The following is a 17,226-nucleotide window of genomic DNA, read 5'->3' as shown; positions in this document are numbered from 1 at the left end:
CCGACGGCCGGGCCTGCGCCCGGCCGTCGTGCGTTCCTACCCGATGCTGATCGAGCTGACCAGGCCGTAGAGGCCCACCACCGAGCAGGCCACCGGGATCACCGCGACCACGGCCAGGCTGTCCAGCAGGTCTGCCGCCCGGCCCAGGTACGGCGACGGCGCGCGGCGCGACCAGGTGGCACCGGCGGCCACGGTCGCCAGCGCCAGCAGCAGGCCGGCCACGCTCAGCCCCAGCAGCATCGCGTCGCCGGCGTCCCACAGCAGGTCCACGCCGAGCGCGAAGGCGCCGAAGAGGCCGCCGGAGATCAGCGGCACCCGCTGGCGCAGGGTCACGAAGAGCCGCGAGCGCAGCAGCAGCGCCGCGACCGCCAGCCCCATCAGGATCCGGGCGGCCGTACCGCCCGACGACGCCAGGACGATGAACGCACCGGCCGCCAGCACCGCGTGGCCGATCAGCATGCCGGTGAGCAGTTCCTCCGTACGGCTCACTGCGGCGAAGACGCGCTTGCGGTCGGGCAGCTCCCGGGCGGCGTCCAGGCTCGAGGGCCGGGCCCCGGTGAAGCCTTGCTCCGCCTCCGTGCCCGAGGGCAGGGTGACCGGAGGCGTGGGCATCTTGCCGAACCGGATCGACAGCAGCGGCAGGACGCCGATCCCGCAGACCAGGATCGAGATCAGCACCGCCGCGGCGCCGGCCGCCGAGGTGACCAGGCCGACCAGGGCCGTCACCGCGCCGAGCAGGCCGACCGTGACACCGGCCGCGAACACCCTCAGGGAGGCCGCGACGCCTACCCCGCCCAGCGCCGCCAGCAGCAGCAACGCCACCGAACCGGCGAGCAGCTCGGGGCCACCCAGCCAGGGCAGGAGCGGGAACACCCCGGCGCGGTCCGCCGTACCGGGGCTGACCAGCACGGCTCCGCCGGCGAACGCGTACGGCAGGGCCAGGCCGCCGAGGGCAGCACCGGCGCGCGCATCCCCGTACGCCCGGGAAGCGGTGATCCCCGCGAGCGAGAGCAGCACTCCCACCCCGAGGCCCGTGAACGCCGCGCCGCCCCACTCGGGTCCGGCCATGAGCACGGCGAGCACACCGAGGGAGAGCAGCACCGCGGCGGCGGCCAGGGTGGCGGTCCGGGTGGAGGCGGGCGACCAGATGGCACCGCGGCGCCGGGCGCCCTCGGCGATCGCCTCCACGACGTCGTCGTACTCGAGCTCGGGCCATTCCTCGCGGGCCGGCACGAGGTGAAGAACCTCACCGTCGCGGACGCCCTGCGGGAACAGGCCCTGGGCTGTGGCGAGCGCGACACCGTCCGTACGCCGCAGCACCCAGCCGCCGTGCTTCTCGCCGTCGTCCGCCAGCCCCTCGCCCGCGTGGCGCAGCACCTCGGGCAGTAGCTCGGCGAGCGGGACGTGCTCGGGCAACGCCACATCCACGCGGCGCGAGGGCGCGCTGATCGTGACCCTGGCCAGGCCGACTGTCATGCCGTAATTCCCATCGGTGGTGACGAGGCTGCGGAACTTGAGGGACTTTACCTATCCTGGGCCCGGCACGGTGACCAGCGACGGGATCCGCGAACGGGGCAGCCGCCATCGGCCTCAGTGGACGTTTCGGTCAAACACCGATGGTGGCGGACGAAAGGGATAGTTTCGGTATGAGCACGGTGGTGATCAAGCGGGCTGCTCGGCGCCCGGCACCCGAGATCCCGACCGGCGAGCTCGCCGTCGATCCGCCGCCCGAGATCCCCCAGGCGGTCGGGGGCCGCTGGCAGCAGGCGTTCATGGTGCTGCCCATGCTCGGCGGCTCCGTCGCCATGGCGATGATGATGGGACGCGGCGGCCAGGGGCCCATCGCGTACGTGATCGGCGGCCTCTTCGGCGTCTCGTCCCTCGCCATGCTGGCCACCTCCTTCGGCGGGAGCGGCACCCCGAAGAAGGCCGAGATGATGGCCGCCCGGCGTGAGTACCTGCGCCACCTCGCGGGGCTGCGCCGCCGCGTCCGCGACACCGCCACCAAGCAGCGCGTCGGCCTCTACTACCGCCACCCCGACCCGACCCAGCTCTGGTCGACGGCGGGCAGCCACCGGGTCTGGGAGCGCCGCTCCGCCGACCCCGACTTCGGCGTCGTCCGGCTCGCGGTCGGCCCGCAGACGCTGGCCACGCCGCTGATCCCGCCGGTGACCCGGCCGCTCGAGGACCTCGAGCCGATGACCGCGGGCGCGTTGCGGCGGTTCCTGGACGCGTACTCGGTGGTTCCCGACCTGCCGGTGGCCGTCTCGCTGCGCGGCTTCGCCCGGGTGTTCCTGCGGGGCAACGGGCCCGACGCCGAGGCCGACGCCCGCGCCCTGACCCGTGCCGTGCTCACGCAGCTCGCGACCTTCCACGCGCCGGACGACCTCATCATCGCGGTCTGCGCGGGCCCGGAACGCCGGGCGATGTGGGAATGGGTGAAGTGGCTCCCGCACAACCTCCACCCGTCCCGGACCGACCGCCTCGGCCAGGTCCGCCTCGTCGCCAGCGCCGGCCCCGACCTGGAGAAGCTGCTCGAGGACGTGATCGGCAACCGGCCCCGGTTCAACCCCGCCGGGGTCAGCACGAGCGGCCCGCACGTGGTCATCGTGCTCGACGGCGCCGACCTCAAGGGCGCCACCCAGCTCGACGACGGCATCGACGGCGTCACCGTGCTCGACCTCGACGACGTGCCCCCGCGCCTGCTCGACCGGTCGCTGCTGGTGCTCGAGGTGCGGGCCGACGCCGGGCGGCGGGAGCTGCACACGTACGCCATGGACCACGCCGCCGAGGTCGGCACTCCGGACAAGCTCAGCGAGGAGGAGGCCGAGGCGGTAGCGCGGCGCCTCGCGCCGCTGCGTCTGGCCGCAATGTCCAAGTCGTCGGACACTCCGCTGGCCAACGAGACGGGCCTGGCCGATCTGCTCAATCTCGGCGACCCGGAGTCGTTCAGCGTCGCCCAGGCCTGGCTGCCCCGGCCCAACCGGGACAAGCTGCGGGTGCCGATCGGTCTCGGCGCGGACGGCTCGGCGATCGAGCTCGACCTCAAGGAGTCGGCCCAGGACGGCATGGGCCCGCACGGACTGCTGATCGGCGCCACCGGTTCCGGCAAGTCGGAGCTGCTGCGGACCCTGGTGCTGGCGCTGGCGGCGACGCACTCCTCCGAGACGCTGAACTTCGTCCTGGTCGACTTCAAGGGCGGCGCGACGTTCTCCTCGCTCGACCGGCTGCCGCACACCGCCGCGGTCATCACCAACCTGGCCGACGAGCTGCCCCTGGTGGACCGCATGGTCGACGCCATCGACGGCGAGCTGATCCGGCGTCAGGAGCTGCTGCGCAAGGCCGGCAACTACGCGAGCCTGCGGGACTACGAGAAGGCCCGGGCCGGCGGTGCCGCCCTGCCACCGCTACCGTCGCTGCTCGTGGTCTGCGACGAATTCTCGGAGCTGCTGTCGGCGAAACCCGACTTCATCGACCTGTTCGTGCAGATCGGACGGCTGGGCCGGTCGCTCGGCGTCCACCTGCTGCTCGCCAGCCAGCGGCTCGAGGAGGGGCGGCTGCGCGGGCTCGACACCCACCTGTCGTACCGGATCGGCCTGCGGACCTTCTCGGCCCTCGAGTCGCGGGCGGTGCTGGGGGTGCCGGACGCGTACGAGCTGCCCCGCTCGCCCGGGCACGGCTACCTCAAGTTCGGCACCGAGCCGCTCGTGCGGTTCAAGGCGGCGTACGTGTCCGGCGTCTTCCGGAAAGCCGGCAGCCGCGGTCCCGGCACGACCCGCGACGGCGCCGCGCCGCAGGTCCTCTCCTACTCGACCCACTACGTGCCGGCGCCCAAGCCGGTGAAGCCGGTCGAGCCGAAGCCCGAGGAGGTTCCGGCCGGCGAGAGCCTGCTCGACGTGATGGTGGACCGGCTCAACGGCCAGGGACCGCCGGCGCACCAGGTCTGGCTGCCGCCGCTCAACACGTCGCCGGCCCTCGACGAACTGCTCGGCCCGATCACCACCGATCCCGCCCGCGGCCTGGCGTTCGCCAACCCCGAGCTGCACGGCGCCCTGCAGGTGCCGATCGCCCTCATCGACAAGCCTCGCGAGCAGCTGCGCGACGTGATGTGGCTGCAGCTCGGCGGCGGCGCGGGCCACGTGGCCGTGGTCGGCGGCGCGCAGTCCGGCAAGTCCACGGCGCTGCGTTCGCTGGTCTGCGGGCTCGCGCTCACCCACACCCCCGCCGAGGTGCAGGTCTACTGCCTCGACTTCGGCGGTGGCTCGCTCGGCACGCTGCGCGACCTGCCGCACGTCGGCGGCGTCTACGGGCGCCTCGACGCGGTCGGCGTACGGCGTACCGTCGGCGAGGTCTCCACGCTGCTCAGCGAGCGGGAGCGGCGCTTCGGCGAGCTCGGAATCGACTCGATGGCCTCGTACCGGCGCCGGCGCGCGGCCCAGGCCGGCCTCGGCACCGGCGCGGACGCCGACCCGTTCGGCGACGTGTTCCTGGTCGTCGACGGCTGGACCACGCTGCGCAAGGACTACGACGAGCTCGAGGGCGTGATCACCGACATCGCGACGCGGGGCCTCTCGTACGGCATCCACGTGGTGACCAGTGCACCCCGCTGGATGGACTACCGCCCGGCGATCCGCGACCTCTTCGGTTCCAAGGTGGAGCTGCGCCTCGGCGACCCCACGGACTCCTCGGTCAACCGGCGGCAGGCGATCAACGTGCCGGAGAAACCCGGCCGTGGCCTCGTCGAGCACCCGACCGACAAGAACAAAGCCCTGCACTTCCTGACGGTACGGCCGGAGCTGAGCAACGCCGAGTCCGCCGAGCTGGTGAAGATGATCGCCACCGCGTGGACCGGTCCCCTGGCGCCGCGCGTGCGTCTGTTGCCGCCGTCCCTGCCGTACGCGGACATCGACCTGGACCGCTCCACCGGCCTGCGCCTGCCGATCGGCATCGCGGAGTCGGACCTGCAGCCGGTCGAGATCGACTTCGCGAGCGACCCGCACTTCCTGCTCTTCGGCGACGCGGAATGCGGCAAGTCGTCGTTCCTGCGCGCCCTGGCCACCACCATCATGCGGCGCTTCGAGCCGACCGAGGCCCGGATCATCCTGGTCGACTACCGCCGCAGTCTGATGGACCTGCCGGAGAGCGAGCACCGCATCGGGTACGGCATCCAGGCCCAGAAGACGCTGGAGCTGATGGAGTCGGTGGCGGGCTACATGGAACGCCGCCTGCCCGGTCCCGACGTGACGGCCCAGCAGCTGCGCGAGCGGTCCTGGTGGAACGGGCCGGAACTGTTCGTCCTCGTCGACGACTACGACCTGATCGCGTCGGGCCCGACCAACCCGCTCCAGCCGATCCTGGAGTATCTGCCCCAGGCCCGCGACGTGGGCCTGCACCTGATCGTCACCCGCCGGGCCGGTGGCGCCAGCCGCGCCATGTACGACCCGGTGATCCAGCGCCTGCGCGAGCTGTCGTCGCCGGGTCTCGTGATGACCGGACCGGCGGACGAGGGTGCGCTCATCGGCCCGGTCCGTCCCACGCTGATGCCGCCAGGACGTGGCCGGCTGGTCACCCGTCGTGAAGGTGTGCGGCTGGTGCAGCTTTCGCACCTGCCCCCGTACTGAGCCCCGACCTGCCCCGACGCACCAACGGTGCGATCCACATCGACAGACCCCAGCGACAACGCGCGGATTCGGAGTAATCTCCCACCATCGACCGCCCATCATCAGAATGGCCCGCCGTCCAGTGAGCGCTGTGAGCGAAGCACCGCACGCGTCCCGTCGACCCCGGCGTAGCGCTTCCGCGCCGTGTCCGGCTCTCGGCGGTGCGCATTGGTGAGACACCTTGCCGTACGTCTCGGGGCGGCCTGCCTGGCCGCCGGGCTGACCGCGGTTCCGGCCCTGGCCGGACTGATCATCTCCGGCGAGGTCCCGGCTTCGAGCTCGGCCGGGGTCGGTGCCCTGGCCGAGGCCGTGACCGCCCCGGAACCGCTCAGGGGCGATTCGATCCGCTCCGAGCAGTGGCACCTCAAGACGCTGAACGTGGCCGGAGCCTGGACCTACTCGTCCGGCGAGGGCGTGACCGTCGCCGTGATCGACTCCGGTGTCGACGCGGGCCACGTCGACCTCCAGGGCCAGGTGCTCAAGGGTCTGGACCTCGTCGACCCCCAGGGCGACGGCGACACCGACCTCGTCGGCCATGGCACCACGGTCTCGGCGATCATCGCCGGCCGCGGCGACGACGACTCGGGTGTGGTCGGCATCGCACCCAAGGCAAAGATCCTCCCGGTCCGCGTCCTGGACCGCGAGAACAGGTACGACGACGCGATGATCGTCGCCAAGGGCGTCCGCTGGGCGGTCGACAACGGCGCCCGCGTCATCAACCTCTCCCTCGGCGGCAACGGGAGCAGCCCCGCGCTGGCCGCGGCCCTCGACTACGCGTTCGCCAAGGACGTGGTCGTCGTCGCCTGCACCGGCAACGTCAGCGCCTCCACGTCGTCCGGCGTCTGGTATCCGGCCCGCGAGCCCGGCGTGATCGCCGTGGCGGGCATGGAGAAGGACGGCAACGCCCTCTGGTCGGGCTCGATCACCGGCAAGGAGACGGTGGTGACCGCCCCCGCGACCGAGTTGGTCGGCGCCCGCCCGGACCCCGCCCAGGACGGCTACTGGCACGTCCAGGGCACCAGCTTCGCGGCACCCATGGTGTCGGCCACGGCGGCCCTGATCCGCTCCCGCTGGCCCACCATGTCGGCGGCCGAGGTGGTCAACCGGATCATCAAGACCGCCCGCGACCGGGGGCCGCAGGGCCGCGACAGCCAGTTCGGCTACGGCATGGTCGACCCGGCCGGCGCCCTGACCGCCGAGGTCCCCACGGTGATCCGCAACCCGCTGGACACGACGGCATCGCCGGGCATCGCCCGCTTCGGCAACGCCCCGGCCTCGGGCCAGGCCCAGTCGGCCCCGGAGCACGCCACCAAGCACACGACCGGCGCCCAGGCACCCGGTTCCAACGCCGGCACGGCCATCGCCTCCGGCGACGCGGGATCGGCCGAGGATTCGCACGGCTGGTGGGCGGCGGTAGCGCTGTTCCTGGTCTCGGCGGTCGCGGCGGCAGTGACGGTCCGCCGCTTCGCTGCCGTCACCTGACCCGCGGCGGGGGAATGTCGTTCGAGCCGCGCCTCCTGGCGGGTGAGATCGCGGACGCCACCGAACGGCTGCTGGCCACCGCCGAGGCCTTCGACGACGCCGACGTACGCCGGCCCTCGCTGCTGCCGGGATGGTCGCGAGGGCACGTGCTGACCCACATCGCCCGCAACGCCGACGGGCAGACGCGGATGCTGACGTGGGCCAGAACGGGAGTCGAGACCCCGGAGTACCCGAGCATGACGGCCCGAGCCGAGCAGATCGAGGCCGGGCAGGGCCGCAGTGCACGGGAGTTGTTCGTCGACGTACGCGACAGCGCGGCTCGGTTCGCCGCAGCGTACGAGGCGATGCCGGAGGAGGCCTGGGCCCGTCCTCTGCGATGGACGTCGGGCAAGGAACGACCGGCCTACCGCGCCGCCGATGCGCGCCTCATCGAGGTGCAGGTGCACCACGTCGACCTTCGAGCCGGTTTCGGGCCGGACGACTGGCCCGGCGGCTTCGTGACGACCGCCATGGCCACCGTCACATCGGCCTTCGCAGCCCGCGAGGGAGTGCCGGAGCTGCTGCTGGTCGCCTCGGACACCGGCACGGAATACCGCCTGGCTCGGCACACCACCGGCGTCGTCCGGGGCCCGCAGGCATCGCTCCTCGCCTGGCTGCTGGGCAGATCGACCGGCGCGGATCTGGCCGAGGCACTTCCCGCGCTGCCGTTCCTCTACTGATGCCGCTCAGGCGCAGTCGCCGGTCCGCACCCCGCGGGTACGTTCGATGCCGAGCCGCGCCGTGCTCGACGCCTCCGCCGCGGTGAGCGCGAACCCCACGTTCCGGTCGTCGGCCGCCGCCGCGAAGATGACGCCGAGGACGTCGCCGTTGGGGGCGATCAGCGGGCCGCCCGAGTTGCCGCTCTGGACCAGGGCCCGGATCGTGTAGATCTCGCGGGTCACGTTGCCCGAGTCGTAGATGTCCGGGCCGGTGATGTTGCTGACGTCGCGCACCCGGGCGCCCTGGGCGTTGTACGGGCCGTCGAGCGGGAAGCCCAGCACGATGGCGTTGGCGCCGGTGCCCGCCGGCTTCCCGACGAAGTCCATCACGGGCGCCCGCAGGCCGGGCACGTAGAGGACGGCGAGGTCGCGTTCGGGGTCGTACACGACGACTTTGCCCTCGAGGCGGTCGTTCTGCGTCTCCACCTGCACGTTGCGGGTGCCCGCCACCACGTGGGCGTTGGTCATCACGCGCTCGTTCGCGTACACGAATCCGGAGCCTTCGATGCGGCGCGAGCAGCTCGGCGCCGTACCCAGGACTTTGATGACCGATTTGCGGGAGTTGATCACGACCTGGCTCTTCGCCAGGGCGGGGTCCGGCGCCGCCACCTCACGCGCGTTGGTGCGGGTCAGGCCGCCGAAGACGTCCGGGAAGCCGTTCGTGTTGAGCGACTCGCGCAAGCCCGCCGACAGCGCCTGCGCCTGGTCGGGCATGAGCTTGTTGATGCCGTTCAGGACCGCGCTGCTGCGGACCTGCCGATTGATCTCGGGAAACGGCGTCGACCCCAGCGGTACGGCGATGAGCCACGCGACGAGCAGCACGGCGATCAGCGACACCATGGCCCCACCGACATCGTCGAGGCGCTGCAGCGGCCGGCTGTCGATCGCGTGCCGCACCTTCGTCCCGAGCCAGCCGGCGAGGGTCTGCCCGAGCACCGCCAGAGCGAAGATCGCCACGAGCGACACCACCAGCCGCACGGTGCCGTCCGCGAACTGGTTGGCGATCAGCGGCCCCACCTGCAGGCCGATCAGCACGCCGCTGAAGAACCCGCCGAAGGACAGTGCTCCGATGACGAAACCCTGCCGGTAGCCGCTGATCGCGAAGACCAGCATGAGCAGGATCAGGATTCCATCGACCACAAGCACTCGCTCAGGGTAGAAGTGACGGTCACGAGACCACCTCGTCGGAGGCGGCCGGTGCCGAAGCCGTGGCCTCGGCCGCCGAGGCGGAACCGCGGGGCAGTGGTGGATCGGGCAGTGCGGGCTCGGGATCGGGCATTGGCGGGTCGGGCAACTCCATGATGCGACCCGGGCGCCAGGGCCGGCTCCATCCGGCCATGTCGAGCAGCGCGGAGATCACCCCGGCGGTGAAACCCCAGACCAGCATCCCGCGCACCTGGAAGGCCGGGCCGATCCAGCCGCTCGGGTGGCGTACCCGCATGCGGTTGTCCGGATCGACCAGCTCGGCGATCGGCAGCCGAGCGACGTGTGCCACCTCTTCGGGTTGCCGGGGATGCACCGGATGCGGGGCATGCCACCAGGCCAGCACCGGCGTCACCACGAACCGGCTGACCGGGATGTACAGCTCCGGCAGCGTGGTCAGCACGGTGGCCGTGGCCGGATCGAGGCCCACCTCCTCGTTGGCCTCCCGCAGGGCGGTCGCGGCCGGATCGCGGTCGTCCGGGTCGGCGGCGCCGCCGGGGAACGCCGGCTGGCCGGCATGGTTGCGCATCGTCGCGGCTCGCTGCAGGACCAGCAGGTCGGGCTCGCCGGGCCGTTCCTCCCCGAGAAGAACGAGCACGGCGCTGGGCCGTCCACCGGAGGCGGGAGGCCGCATGGTCGTGAAGTCTTCGGTACGCGCGGAGCCGGCACGCGTCAGCAGCGGCTCCCACCATCCCGGCAGCTCCATGCCGCCGGCCGCACCGCCACGCCGGGTGTCCTCGGAGGTCATCCGGTCACCGTCACGCCGGCGTGTGCGCGGACCAGGGCACCCAGCGTGGGCTTGTCGAGCGCCTTACCGACGTAGTCGAACCGCTTGCCGTCGGCGTCGAGGAACACGGTCACCGGCAGGTTGGCGCGGCCGAGTTCGGTGAGCAGCTTCTGGTCCCGGTCGAAGAGCGTGGGCATCCGTACGCCATGGTCGGCCGCGAAGGATGCGCCGGCGTCGCGATCGTCGTGGGTATCGACGCCGAGCACCCGGAGCCGGCCGGTGGTCGCGTCGGCGAGCTCCTGCATCAGCGGCAGCTCCTCACGGCAGGGCGCGCACCACGAACCCCACAGGTTGATGACGGCGGGACCCCGCAGCTCGGTCAACCGCACGGGCACCCCACCGGTGAAGCAGGCGAGCGTGACATCCGGCAGATCGGGCGCCGAGCCCGGAGGCGGGCCGGCGGCTGGGGACGATCCGGTGGACGAAGTGACCGGCGCGGTCAGGGTGGAGCAGTCGGCGAACGGCGACGCGACCTTGCCGCCCTCCGGCGCACCCTCGGGGGCCGTGCACGCGGCCAGGAGCAGCACCAGCGGCGGCGTCAGCCACCGGGCCAGCACCGGTCCGGCCGGCGGGCGGCCCGCGAGGTCACCGCTCACGGGGTCTCCGGCGCCACGACCGCCGCCGCCGGGACGAGGTCGGGGTCGATGCCCGCCTGCACGGCGAGATCGCGGGCGCGGGGGCCCTTCAGGAGCTTGGCCGCCGGCGCCGCCTCGGTCGGGCCCGTGCCGTACGACGGGCACATGGTCGCCAGGGTGCACGCGCCGCAGGCGGGCTTGCGGGCGTGGCACACCCGGCGGCCGTGGAAGATGATGCGGTGCGACAGCATGGTCCAGTCGCGCTTCTCGATCAGGTCGGCTACCTGAAACTCGATCTTGACCGGGTCCTCCTCCGCGACCCAGCCGAAGCGGTTGACCAGGCGGCGGAAGTGCGTGTCGACCGTGATGCCCGGGACGTCGAAGGCGTTGCCGAGGATGACGTTGGCGGTCTTGCGGCCGATGCCGGGAAGGGCCACCAGCTGATCGAGCTTGCCGGGCAGTTCGCCGTCGTGGCGCTCGATGAGGGCCTGGCCCAGCTTGATGAGCGAATCGGTCTTGGCACGGAAGAAGCCCGTGGGCCGCAGGATCTCCTCGAGCTCCGCACGGTCGGCCGCCGCGTAGTCGGCGGCTGTGAGGTAGCGCTTGAAGACGATCGGCGTGACCTCGTTGACCTTCTTGTCCGTGCACTGCGCGGAGAGGATGGTCGCCACGGCCAGCTGGAGCGGCGTCTCGAAGTCGAGCTCGCAGTGCGCGTCGGGGTGGGTCTCGGCGAGGACCTTGGCCATCTTGCGGGCCCGGCGCTTGCGCCCGATGGGGGTCCCCCCCGCGAACCGTCTGGCCGACCGGGCGAGGACGGCCGCACCGGTGGGTGCGGCGACGAGGGGACGACTCACGCGAGCAAGAGTACGTCGCCCCACCGACATTCCTCGTCGGCGGAAAGGTCGCAGAAACGCCACAAACCAGGCGGATACCGGCGGCCGGTCGGGTGAATGGGAGGAAAAAGGTCAGGCGGGAGCGGAGATCGAACCGTCCTCCCCGATCTTCGCCCCGGTGTCACCGAAGTCGTCGGCGGTGAGCTCGCGGACCCGGGCGAGCCCGCGTTCGTTCTCGCTGTCCCGGGTGGGCCGGCCCACCTCGTTCAATGCCGTCGACAGGAACTTGCCCCCGGCGAACTCGCCGTCGCGGGTGAGCGTGACGTGCAGGATGCCGCCGTACCCGAGGACGCCACTGCGGCTCAGCGTCTTGCCGCCGCCGGCGAAGTTGCCCAGGCTGTACGCGATGAGCTTGCCCTTATAGAACTCCATGCCGCGCAGCACGTGCGGCCCGTGCCCGACGACCACGTCCGCGCCCGCGTCGATGACCGCGCGGGAGAACTTCATCGGGTCGCCGCGGTTCTCGCCGAAGAACAGCTCGTTGCCAGGCCTGACGTGTCCCTTGTCGGAGCCTTCCGCGCCCATGTGCACCTGTACGACCACCACGTCGGCCTGCCCGGCGGCCTCCTCGATGACGGCCCGGGCCGCGTCGAGGTCGTTCAGGTTGTTGGCTCCCGCGTACGGGGAGAAGCCGACGACCGCGACCTTCACGCCCTTGACCTCGACCACCGTGATCTCGTCCTGGGCGCCGGTGTGCCGCAGGCCGGCGCCCTCCAGGGCCTCGACGGTGTTCTTGTAGCCCTGGGCGCCGAAGTCCTTGGAGTGGTTGTTCGCCGTGTTCAGGAGCTCGAAGCCGGCCTCCACCAGGTGCTCCGCGTACGCCGGCGGTGAGCGGAACGCGAAGCAGTTGGCCCGCGGCGGGTTGCCGCACTTGGAGGTGCCGGTGTCGCCGGTGAGGGGCTGCTCGAGGTTGCCCATCACGAGGTCGGACTTCAGCCCGGCTTTGACGGAGTCGAAGAAGCCCTCGCCGTCGTTCGCGGGCAGCCGGTTCGGCGCACTGCCCATGATGATGTCGCCGGTCGCCGACAGAGTAATGGTGTCATTACTCTGTGTAGGCACCTTGGGAGGCTTGGTGGCCGCCTTGGCGCCGGGCGCCGCCTGCCACGTCGGCCGGGCGCGCTCGGTACCGCGGTCGGCGAGGGCCATCCCGCCGAGGCCGGCGCCGATGAGGGCGGCGACGGCGATCGTGACGGTAAGGACAGGACGGCCGAAAAGACCGGGGCGAGGCGGCGGGGGCTGGGCATTCATCGACGAGGACGATACCGTCGGCCGACCGGCCGGGACGACCGTCGAACGGCCGACCGCCGCTCACCGAGAGCGACGGTTTTTCCCACCCCAGGGCGAAGAGCGGTTACGCTGCGAGTTCTGGATCGAGGGGTGCCCGCCCGTTTACGGCCCGCGTGCGCCTAGACTGATCGTGCGCGGCGAAGCGCGTAGTCGGAGGTACAGCGATGGATGAGGTACTGGCTCGCAGCGGGATCTTCCAGGGCGTTGACCCGGAGGCTGCCGAGGCGCTCGCCAAGGAGATGGAGACGATCGAGTTCCGCAAGGGCGACATCGTCTTCAATGAGGGCGAGGCAGGCGACAGCCTTTACATCGTTCTCTCCGGCAAGATCAAGCTCGGTCGCCGCGCCGCGGACGGCCGGCAGAACCTTGTCTCGATCATGGGTCCGTCGGACATGCTCGGTGAGCTGTCGTTGTTCGACCCGGGCCCGCGTACGGCCACGGCCACGGCGGTGACCGACACCCGGCTCGCACGGCTCAAGAAGTCGTCCCTGCGCCCGTGGCTCAACAACCGCCCGGAGATCGCCGAGCAGCTGCTGCGGGTGCTCGCCCGCAGGCTGCGCCGGACCAACGACGCGCTGGCGGACCTGATCTTCACGGACGTGCCCGGCCGGGTGGCGAAGAACCTCCTGCAGATGGCGGGCCGCTTCGGCACGCGGGACGGCGGAGTGCTGCGAGTCACACACGACCTGACGCAGGAGGAGCTCGCGCAGCTCGTCGGCGCGTCACGGGAGACGGTCAACAAGGCGCTGGCGGACTTCGCGTCGCGCGCGTGGCTGCGGCTCGACGGCAAGAGCGTGATCATCCTCGACCCGGAGCGGCTGGCCCGGCGCGCCCGGGTCTGACCAGCCGGGACCGAGCCACACCCTCGCTGACCAAAGGGGTCGTCCGGACGGACGGCCCCTTCAGCGTGCCTGGACAACGGGCATAGCGCCCCTTTTCTTCCGATTTCCCACCTGATCAGGGGACCAAGCCCGGCCGTCAAGATCCGTGTCGCACCCGGTCAGCCGCTCGTTACGGAGGTGGTCGAGAGGCACCACGACGGTCGAGAGGGCGCGGTTTTGAACGAGGAGGCGGGCGTGCGGCGCAGCGGGGTGACGACGTGACCGTGCTGGACACCGCGATCGACCCGCGCACCCCCGCCTATCTGGCCAGCCGCAGCGCGATGCTCGAGCGGCTCGCCGAGCTCGAGACGGCGCTGGAGGCGGCGCGGGCCGGGGGCGGCGAGAAGTGGGTGACGCGCCATCATGCGCGCGGCAAGCTGCTGCCCCGGGAGCGGGTCGAGATGCTGCTCGACCAGGACAGTCCGTTCCTCGAGCTGTCACCGGTCGCGGCGTGGGGCTCCGAGTTCCCGGTCGGCGCCAGCGTCGTCACCGGCATCGGGGTCGTCGAGGGTGTCGAGTGCGTGGTCATCGCCAACGACCCGACGGTCGAGGGCGGTGCCGTCAACCCGTACACGGTGGAGAAGATCCGGCGGGCGGCGCGGATCGCCTCCGTGAACCGGCTGCCCCTGGTGAACCTCGTCGAGTCGACCGGGGCCGCCGCGCCCACCGGCCCGCCGCCGGGCGGGGCCATCGCCCGGGACCTGAGCCAGCTCACCGCCGAACGGGTGCCCACGGTGTGCGTCGTCTTCGGGGCCACCAACGGCGACGCTGCTTACCTGCCCGCGCTCTCCGACTACACGATCATGGTGCGCGGGCACGCCAAGATGCTGACGATCCACCCGCAACCGATCCGCGCCTCGATGGCGAACGGCCGGCCAGCGCCCGAGGTCCGCAGCGCCCCCACGGTTCCGGCCGGTGTCACCGGGCCCGCCGACCAGCTGGCCGAGGACGAGCGCGACGGGCTGCGCCTGGCCCGGCAGTGCGTACGCCGCTTCAACTGGCGCAAGCGCGGCCCGTCCCCCCGGTCGTTCCCGCCGGAACCGCCGAAATACGACGCCGACGATCTGCTGACCATGGCCGGCACCGACCCGGCGTCGGTCTTCGACCCGCGCGAGGTGCTGGCCCGGATTCTCGACGGCAGCGACTTCGACGAATTCAAGCCGGCGCAGGGCACCGGTCTGGTCACGGGCTGGGGAGAGCTGCACGGCTACCCCCTCGGGGTCGTGGCCAACCTCGGTGGCGCGTTCTCCCCGGCCGAGACGCAGAAGGCCGTGCACTTCATCCAGCTCGCCAACGCCACCTCCACCTCGCTGCTGTTCGTGCAGTACACCGGCGCGCCCGCGGCCGAGCCGAACGAGGCCGCCGACGTACGGCACGGTGCGCCGCTGGTGCACGCCGTCGCCAAGTCGACCGTGCCGCATCTCACATTGATGATCGGCGCCACCCCGGCGGAGGAGGCCGGGGGCATCTACGGGCGCGCCTACGAACCACGGTTCCTCTTCAGCTGGCCGGTCGAGCGGCCGGCGGAGGTGCCGCTCGGCAAGCTCCCCGACGACGGCGTGATCGACCCCCGGGACACCCGTACGGTGCTCGGCCTCTGCCTGTCCGCGGTGCACAGTGCGGTCGTGGAAGGCGCGGAACACATCGGCGTCTTCCGGCCCTGACGGCGTTTTCTGAAAGGTAGAGCAGAGCAGTGATCCGACGTCTTCTGGTGGCCGACCGTGGGGAGATCGCCCGCCGGGTCTTCGCCACCTGCCGCCTGGTCGGCATCGAGACGGTCGCCGTCTACTCCGATGCCGACTCCGACGCGCCGCACGTCACGGAGGCGGATTACGCGGTCCGCCTCACCGGGGGCACGCCGGCCTCGACCTACCTGCGCGGTGATCTCATCATCGCCGCGGCGAAACGGGCCGGGGCGAACGCCATCCATCCGGGCAACGGGGTGCTCGCCGAGGACCCGGAGTTCGCCGCCGAGGTGGCCGACGCGGGCATGATCTGGGTCGGTGCGCCGGCGAAGACGCTCGGCACGCTGCACAGCAAGATCGAGGCCAAGGGCATCGTCGCCGAGGCCGGGGTGCCGGTGCTGCCGACGCACACCGACCCGGAGACCGTGGACGGGTTCCCGGTCCTCATCAAGCCCGCCGGCGGCAACGGCGGCGCGGGCATGCGCGTGGTCCGCGACCCGGTCGCCCTCGCCGAGGCGGTCGCGTCGACCCGCCAGGAGACCGGCGACGACGTCTTCTGCGAGCCGTACCTCGAGAACGTGCGGCACATCGAGGTGCCGATCATCGCCGACGCGCACGGCGCCGTGGTGCCGTTCGGCGAGCGGGAGTGCTCGGTCCAGCGCCGCTATCAGAAGATCATCGAGGAGACGCCGTCACCGGCGGTCGACCCGGGGCTGCGCGAAGAACTCTGCCGGTCGGCCATCCTGGCGGTCCGGGCCATCGGGTACGTGGGCGCCGGCGCCGTCGAGTTCCTGCTCGAGGAGGACGGCAGCTTCTGGTTCCTCGAACTCACCCCCAGCCTCCAGGTGGAGCACGCGGTCACCGAGTGCGTCTCCGGTTACGACCTCGTACGCCTGCAGCTGCTCGTCGCTGAGGGCGGCAGCCTGCCGATGCCCGGGCCACCGCCGATCCGCGGGCACGCCATCGAGGTACGGATCTGCGCCGAGGACCCCGCGTACGCCTGGCTGCCCGCCGTCGGCACCCTGCACCGCTTCAAGGTGCCCGACGTGGCCGGCTCCTTCCGCCCCCTGCCCCAGCCCGGCCTGCGCCTCGACGCGGGTGTGGTGGACGGGACGGTGATCGGCGGCGAGCACGACTCCATGCTCGCCAAGCTGGTCGCGTGGGCGCCCACCCGGCAAGAGGCGGCGCGGATGCTCGCGTCGGCTCTCACCCGTACCCAATTGCACGGTGTGGTCGCGAACCGCGATCTGCTCGTCCGGGTCCTGCGGCACGGTGCCTTCCGGGCCGGCGACGTGGACACCGGCTTCCTCGACCGGCATCCGGAGGTGTTCGCGCCGCTGCTGTCGTCGGTCGACGCCGTACGCATCTCCTGCCTCGCCGCCGCCCTGGCCGGAGCCGCCGCCCGGCGCGCGTCCGCACCGGTCCTGCGCTCGCTGCCCTCGGGCTGGCGCAACGTGCCCTCGGGATCGCAGACGGCCGTGTACGACGGCCCGGCCGGCCCGGTGGAGGTCGGCTACCGGATGAACCGGCACGGCGAGCTGGCGGGCTGGTGGGTCCGCGCCGTCGACCCGGAGGAGCTGGACCTGGCGGGTCTGGGTCAGGCACCCACCCTGGACGACCACCCGCCCACGGTCGTCGTGCACGCCGACGGCTCCCGCGTCGACCTGGACGTCAACGGGATCCGGCTGAGCCTCAAGGTGCACCGCGTCGGCGAGGTGTCGTACGTGGACAGCCCCGAGGGTTCGGTCGCGCTGCGGGAGCTGTCCCGCTTCCCGCTGCCCGCCCCGGAAGCCACCGAGGGCTCGCTCATCGCCCCGCTGCCGGGCGCGGTCCGGCGCGTGCTGGTCGTACCGGGCCAGCGGGTCCGGGCGGGGGAGCTGCTGCTCACCCTCGAGGCGATGAAGCTGGAGCACCCGGTTCACGCACCGTCCGCGGGCGTGGTCGCCTCCCTCCCGGTCCACCCGGGCGCGGAGGTCGACACCGGCGAGCTTCTCGCGGTGCTCGACCCGGAGTAG

General features: G+C 72.1%; 12 protein-coding genes. 6 read left to right on the top strand and 6 right to left on the bottom strand.

Annotated features, from left to right (window positions below; genetic code table 11):
• Window positions 1-36 precede the first annotated feature (36 nt).
• The gene (gene eccD, locus ACIBO8_RS02585; protein ID WP_396113317.1) at window positions 37-1,476 is read right to left on the bottom strand and encodes a type VII secretion integral membrane protein EccD; all 1,440 of its coding nucleotides are present in this window, start codon (window positions 1,474-1,476) and stop codon (window positions 37-39) included.
• Window positions 1,477-1,646: 170 nt separating this feature from the next.
• Here eccD and eccCa point away from each other — a divergent pair, with 170 nt between their 5' ends.
• From eccCa to ACIBO8_RS02570, 3 genes are all read left to right on the top strand, one after another.
• The gene (gene eccCa, locus ACIBO8_RS02580) at window positions 1,647-5,621 is read left to right on the top strand and encodes a type VII secretion protein EccCa (protein WP_396113316.1); all 3,975 of its coding nucleotides are present in this window, start codon (window positions 1,647-1,649) and stop codon (window positions 5,619-5,621) included.
• A 210-nt stretch (window positions 5,622-5,831) separates the two neighbouring features.
• The gene (gene mycP, locus ACIBO8_RS02575) at window positions 5,832-7,142 is read left to right on the top strand and encodes a type VII secretion-associated serine protease mycosin (RefSeq protein WP_396113315.1); all 1,311 of its coding nucleotides are present in this window, start codon (window positions 5,832-5,834) and stop codon (window positions 7,140-7,142) included.
• Window positions 7,143-7,156: 14 nt separating this feature from the next.
• On the top strand, window positions 7,157-7,861 hold the full coding sequence (locus tag ACIBO8_RS02570) for a maleylpyruvate isomerase family mycothiol-dependent enzyme (protein WP_396113314.1): 705 nt from the start codon (window positions 7,157-7,159) through the stop codon (window positions 7,859-7,861).
• 6 nt (window positions 7,862-7,867) lie between these two features.
• Here the strand turns inward: ACIBO8_RS02570 and ACIBO8_RS02565 are convergent, their stop codons facing one another.
• From ACIBO8_RS02565 to ACIBO8_RS02545, 5 genes are all read right to left on the bottom strand, one after another.
• Window positions 7,868-9,046, bottom strand: coding sequence for a MarP family serine protease (locus tag ACIBO8_RS02565; protein WP_396113313.1), 1,179 nt, complete (start codon window positions 9,044-9,046; stop codon window positions 7,868-7,870).
• A 22-nt stretch (window positions 9,047-9,068) separates the two neighbouring features.
• Window positions 9,069-9,809, bottom strand: a complete 741-nt coding sequence (locus ACIBO8_RS02560; protein WP_396113866.1) for an NUDIX hydrolase — start codon at window positions 9,807-9,809, stop codon at window positions 9,069-9,071.
• Window positions 9,810-9,847: 38 nt separating this feature from the next.
• On the bottom strand, window positions 9,848-10,486 hold the full coding sequence (locus ACIBO8_RS02555; protein ID WP_396113312.1) for a TlpA family protein disulfide reductase: 639 nt from the start codon (window positions 10,484-10,486) through the stop codon (window positions 9,848-9,850).
• Window positions 10,483-11,319 (bottom strand): endonuclease III, encoded by an 837-nt coding sequence (gene nth / locus ACIBO8_RS02550; protein WP_396113311.1) that lies wholly within the window; start codon window positions 11,317-11,319, stop codon window positions 10,483-10,485. The genes ACIBO8_RS02555 and nth overlap by 4 nt, the downstream gene beginning before the upstream one ends.
• Before the next feature lie 111 nt (window positions 11,320-11,430).
• On the bottom strand, window positions 11,431-12,606 hold the full coding sequence (locus ACIBO8_RS02545) for a CapA family protein (protein WP_396113310.1): 1,176 nt from the start codon (window positions 12,604-12,606) through the stop codon (window positions 11,431-11,433).
• Window positions 12,607-12,809: 203 nt separating this feature from the next.
• On the opposite strand from ACIBO8_RS02545, the gene ACIBO8_RS02540 reads away from it, so the two are divergent.
• From ACIBO8_RS02540 to ACIBO8_RS02530, 3 genes are all read left to right on the top strand, one after another.
• Window positions 12,810-13,487, top strand: a complete 678-nt coding sequence (locus ACIBO8_RS02540) for a Crp/Fnr family transcriptional regulator (RefSeq protein WP_023562908.1) — start codon at window positions 12,810-12,812, stop codon at window positions 13,485-13,487.
• Window positions 13,488-13,744: 257 nt separating this feature from the next.
• Entirely contained in the window at window positions 13,745-15,190 is a 1,446-nt protein-coding gene (locus ACIBO8_RS02535) for a carboxyl transferase domain-containing protein (protein ID WP_396113309.1), read from the top strand.
• Window positions 15,191-15,219: 29 nt separating this feature from the next.
• The gene (locus ACIBO8_RS02530) at window positions 15,220-17,226 is read left to right on the top strand and encodes a biotin carboxylase N-terminal domain-containing protein (protein ID WP_396113308.1); all 2,007 of its coding nucleotides are present in this window, start codon (window positions 15,220-15,222) and stop codon (window positions 17,224-17,226) included.

The organism is Actinoplanes sp. NPDC049681 (genome assembly GCF_044465265.1).
Classification (GTDB): domain Bacteria; phylum Actinomycetota; class Actinomycetes; order Mycobacteriales; family Micromonosporaceae; genus Actinoplanes.
The sequence above is the reverse complement of the archived record's forward strand: the minus strand, read 5'-3'. Positions and strand labels throughout refer to the sequence as shown.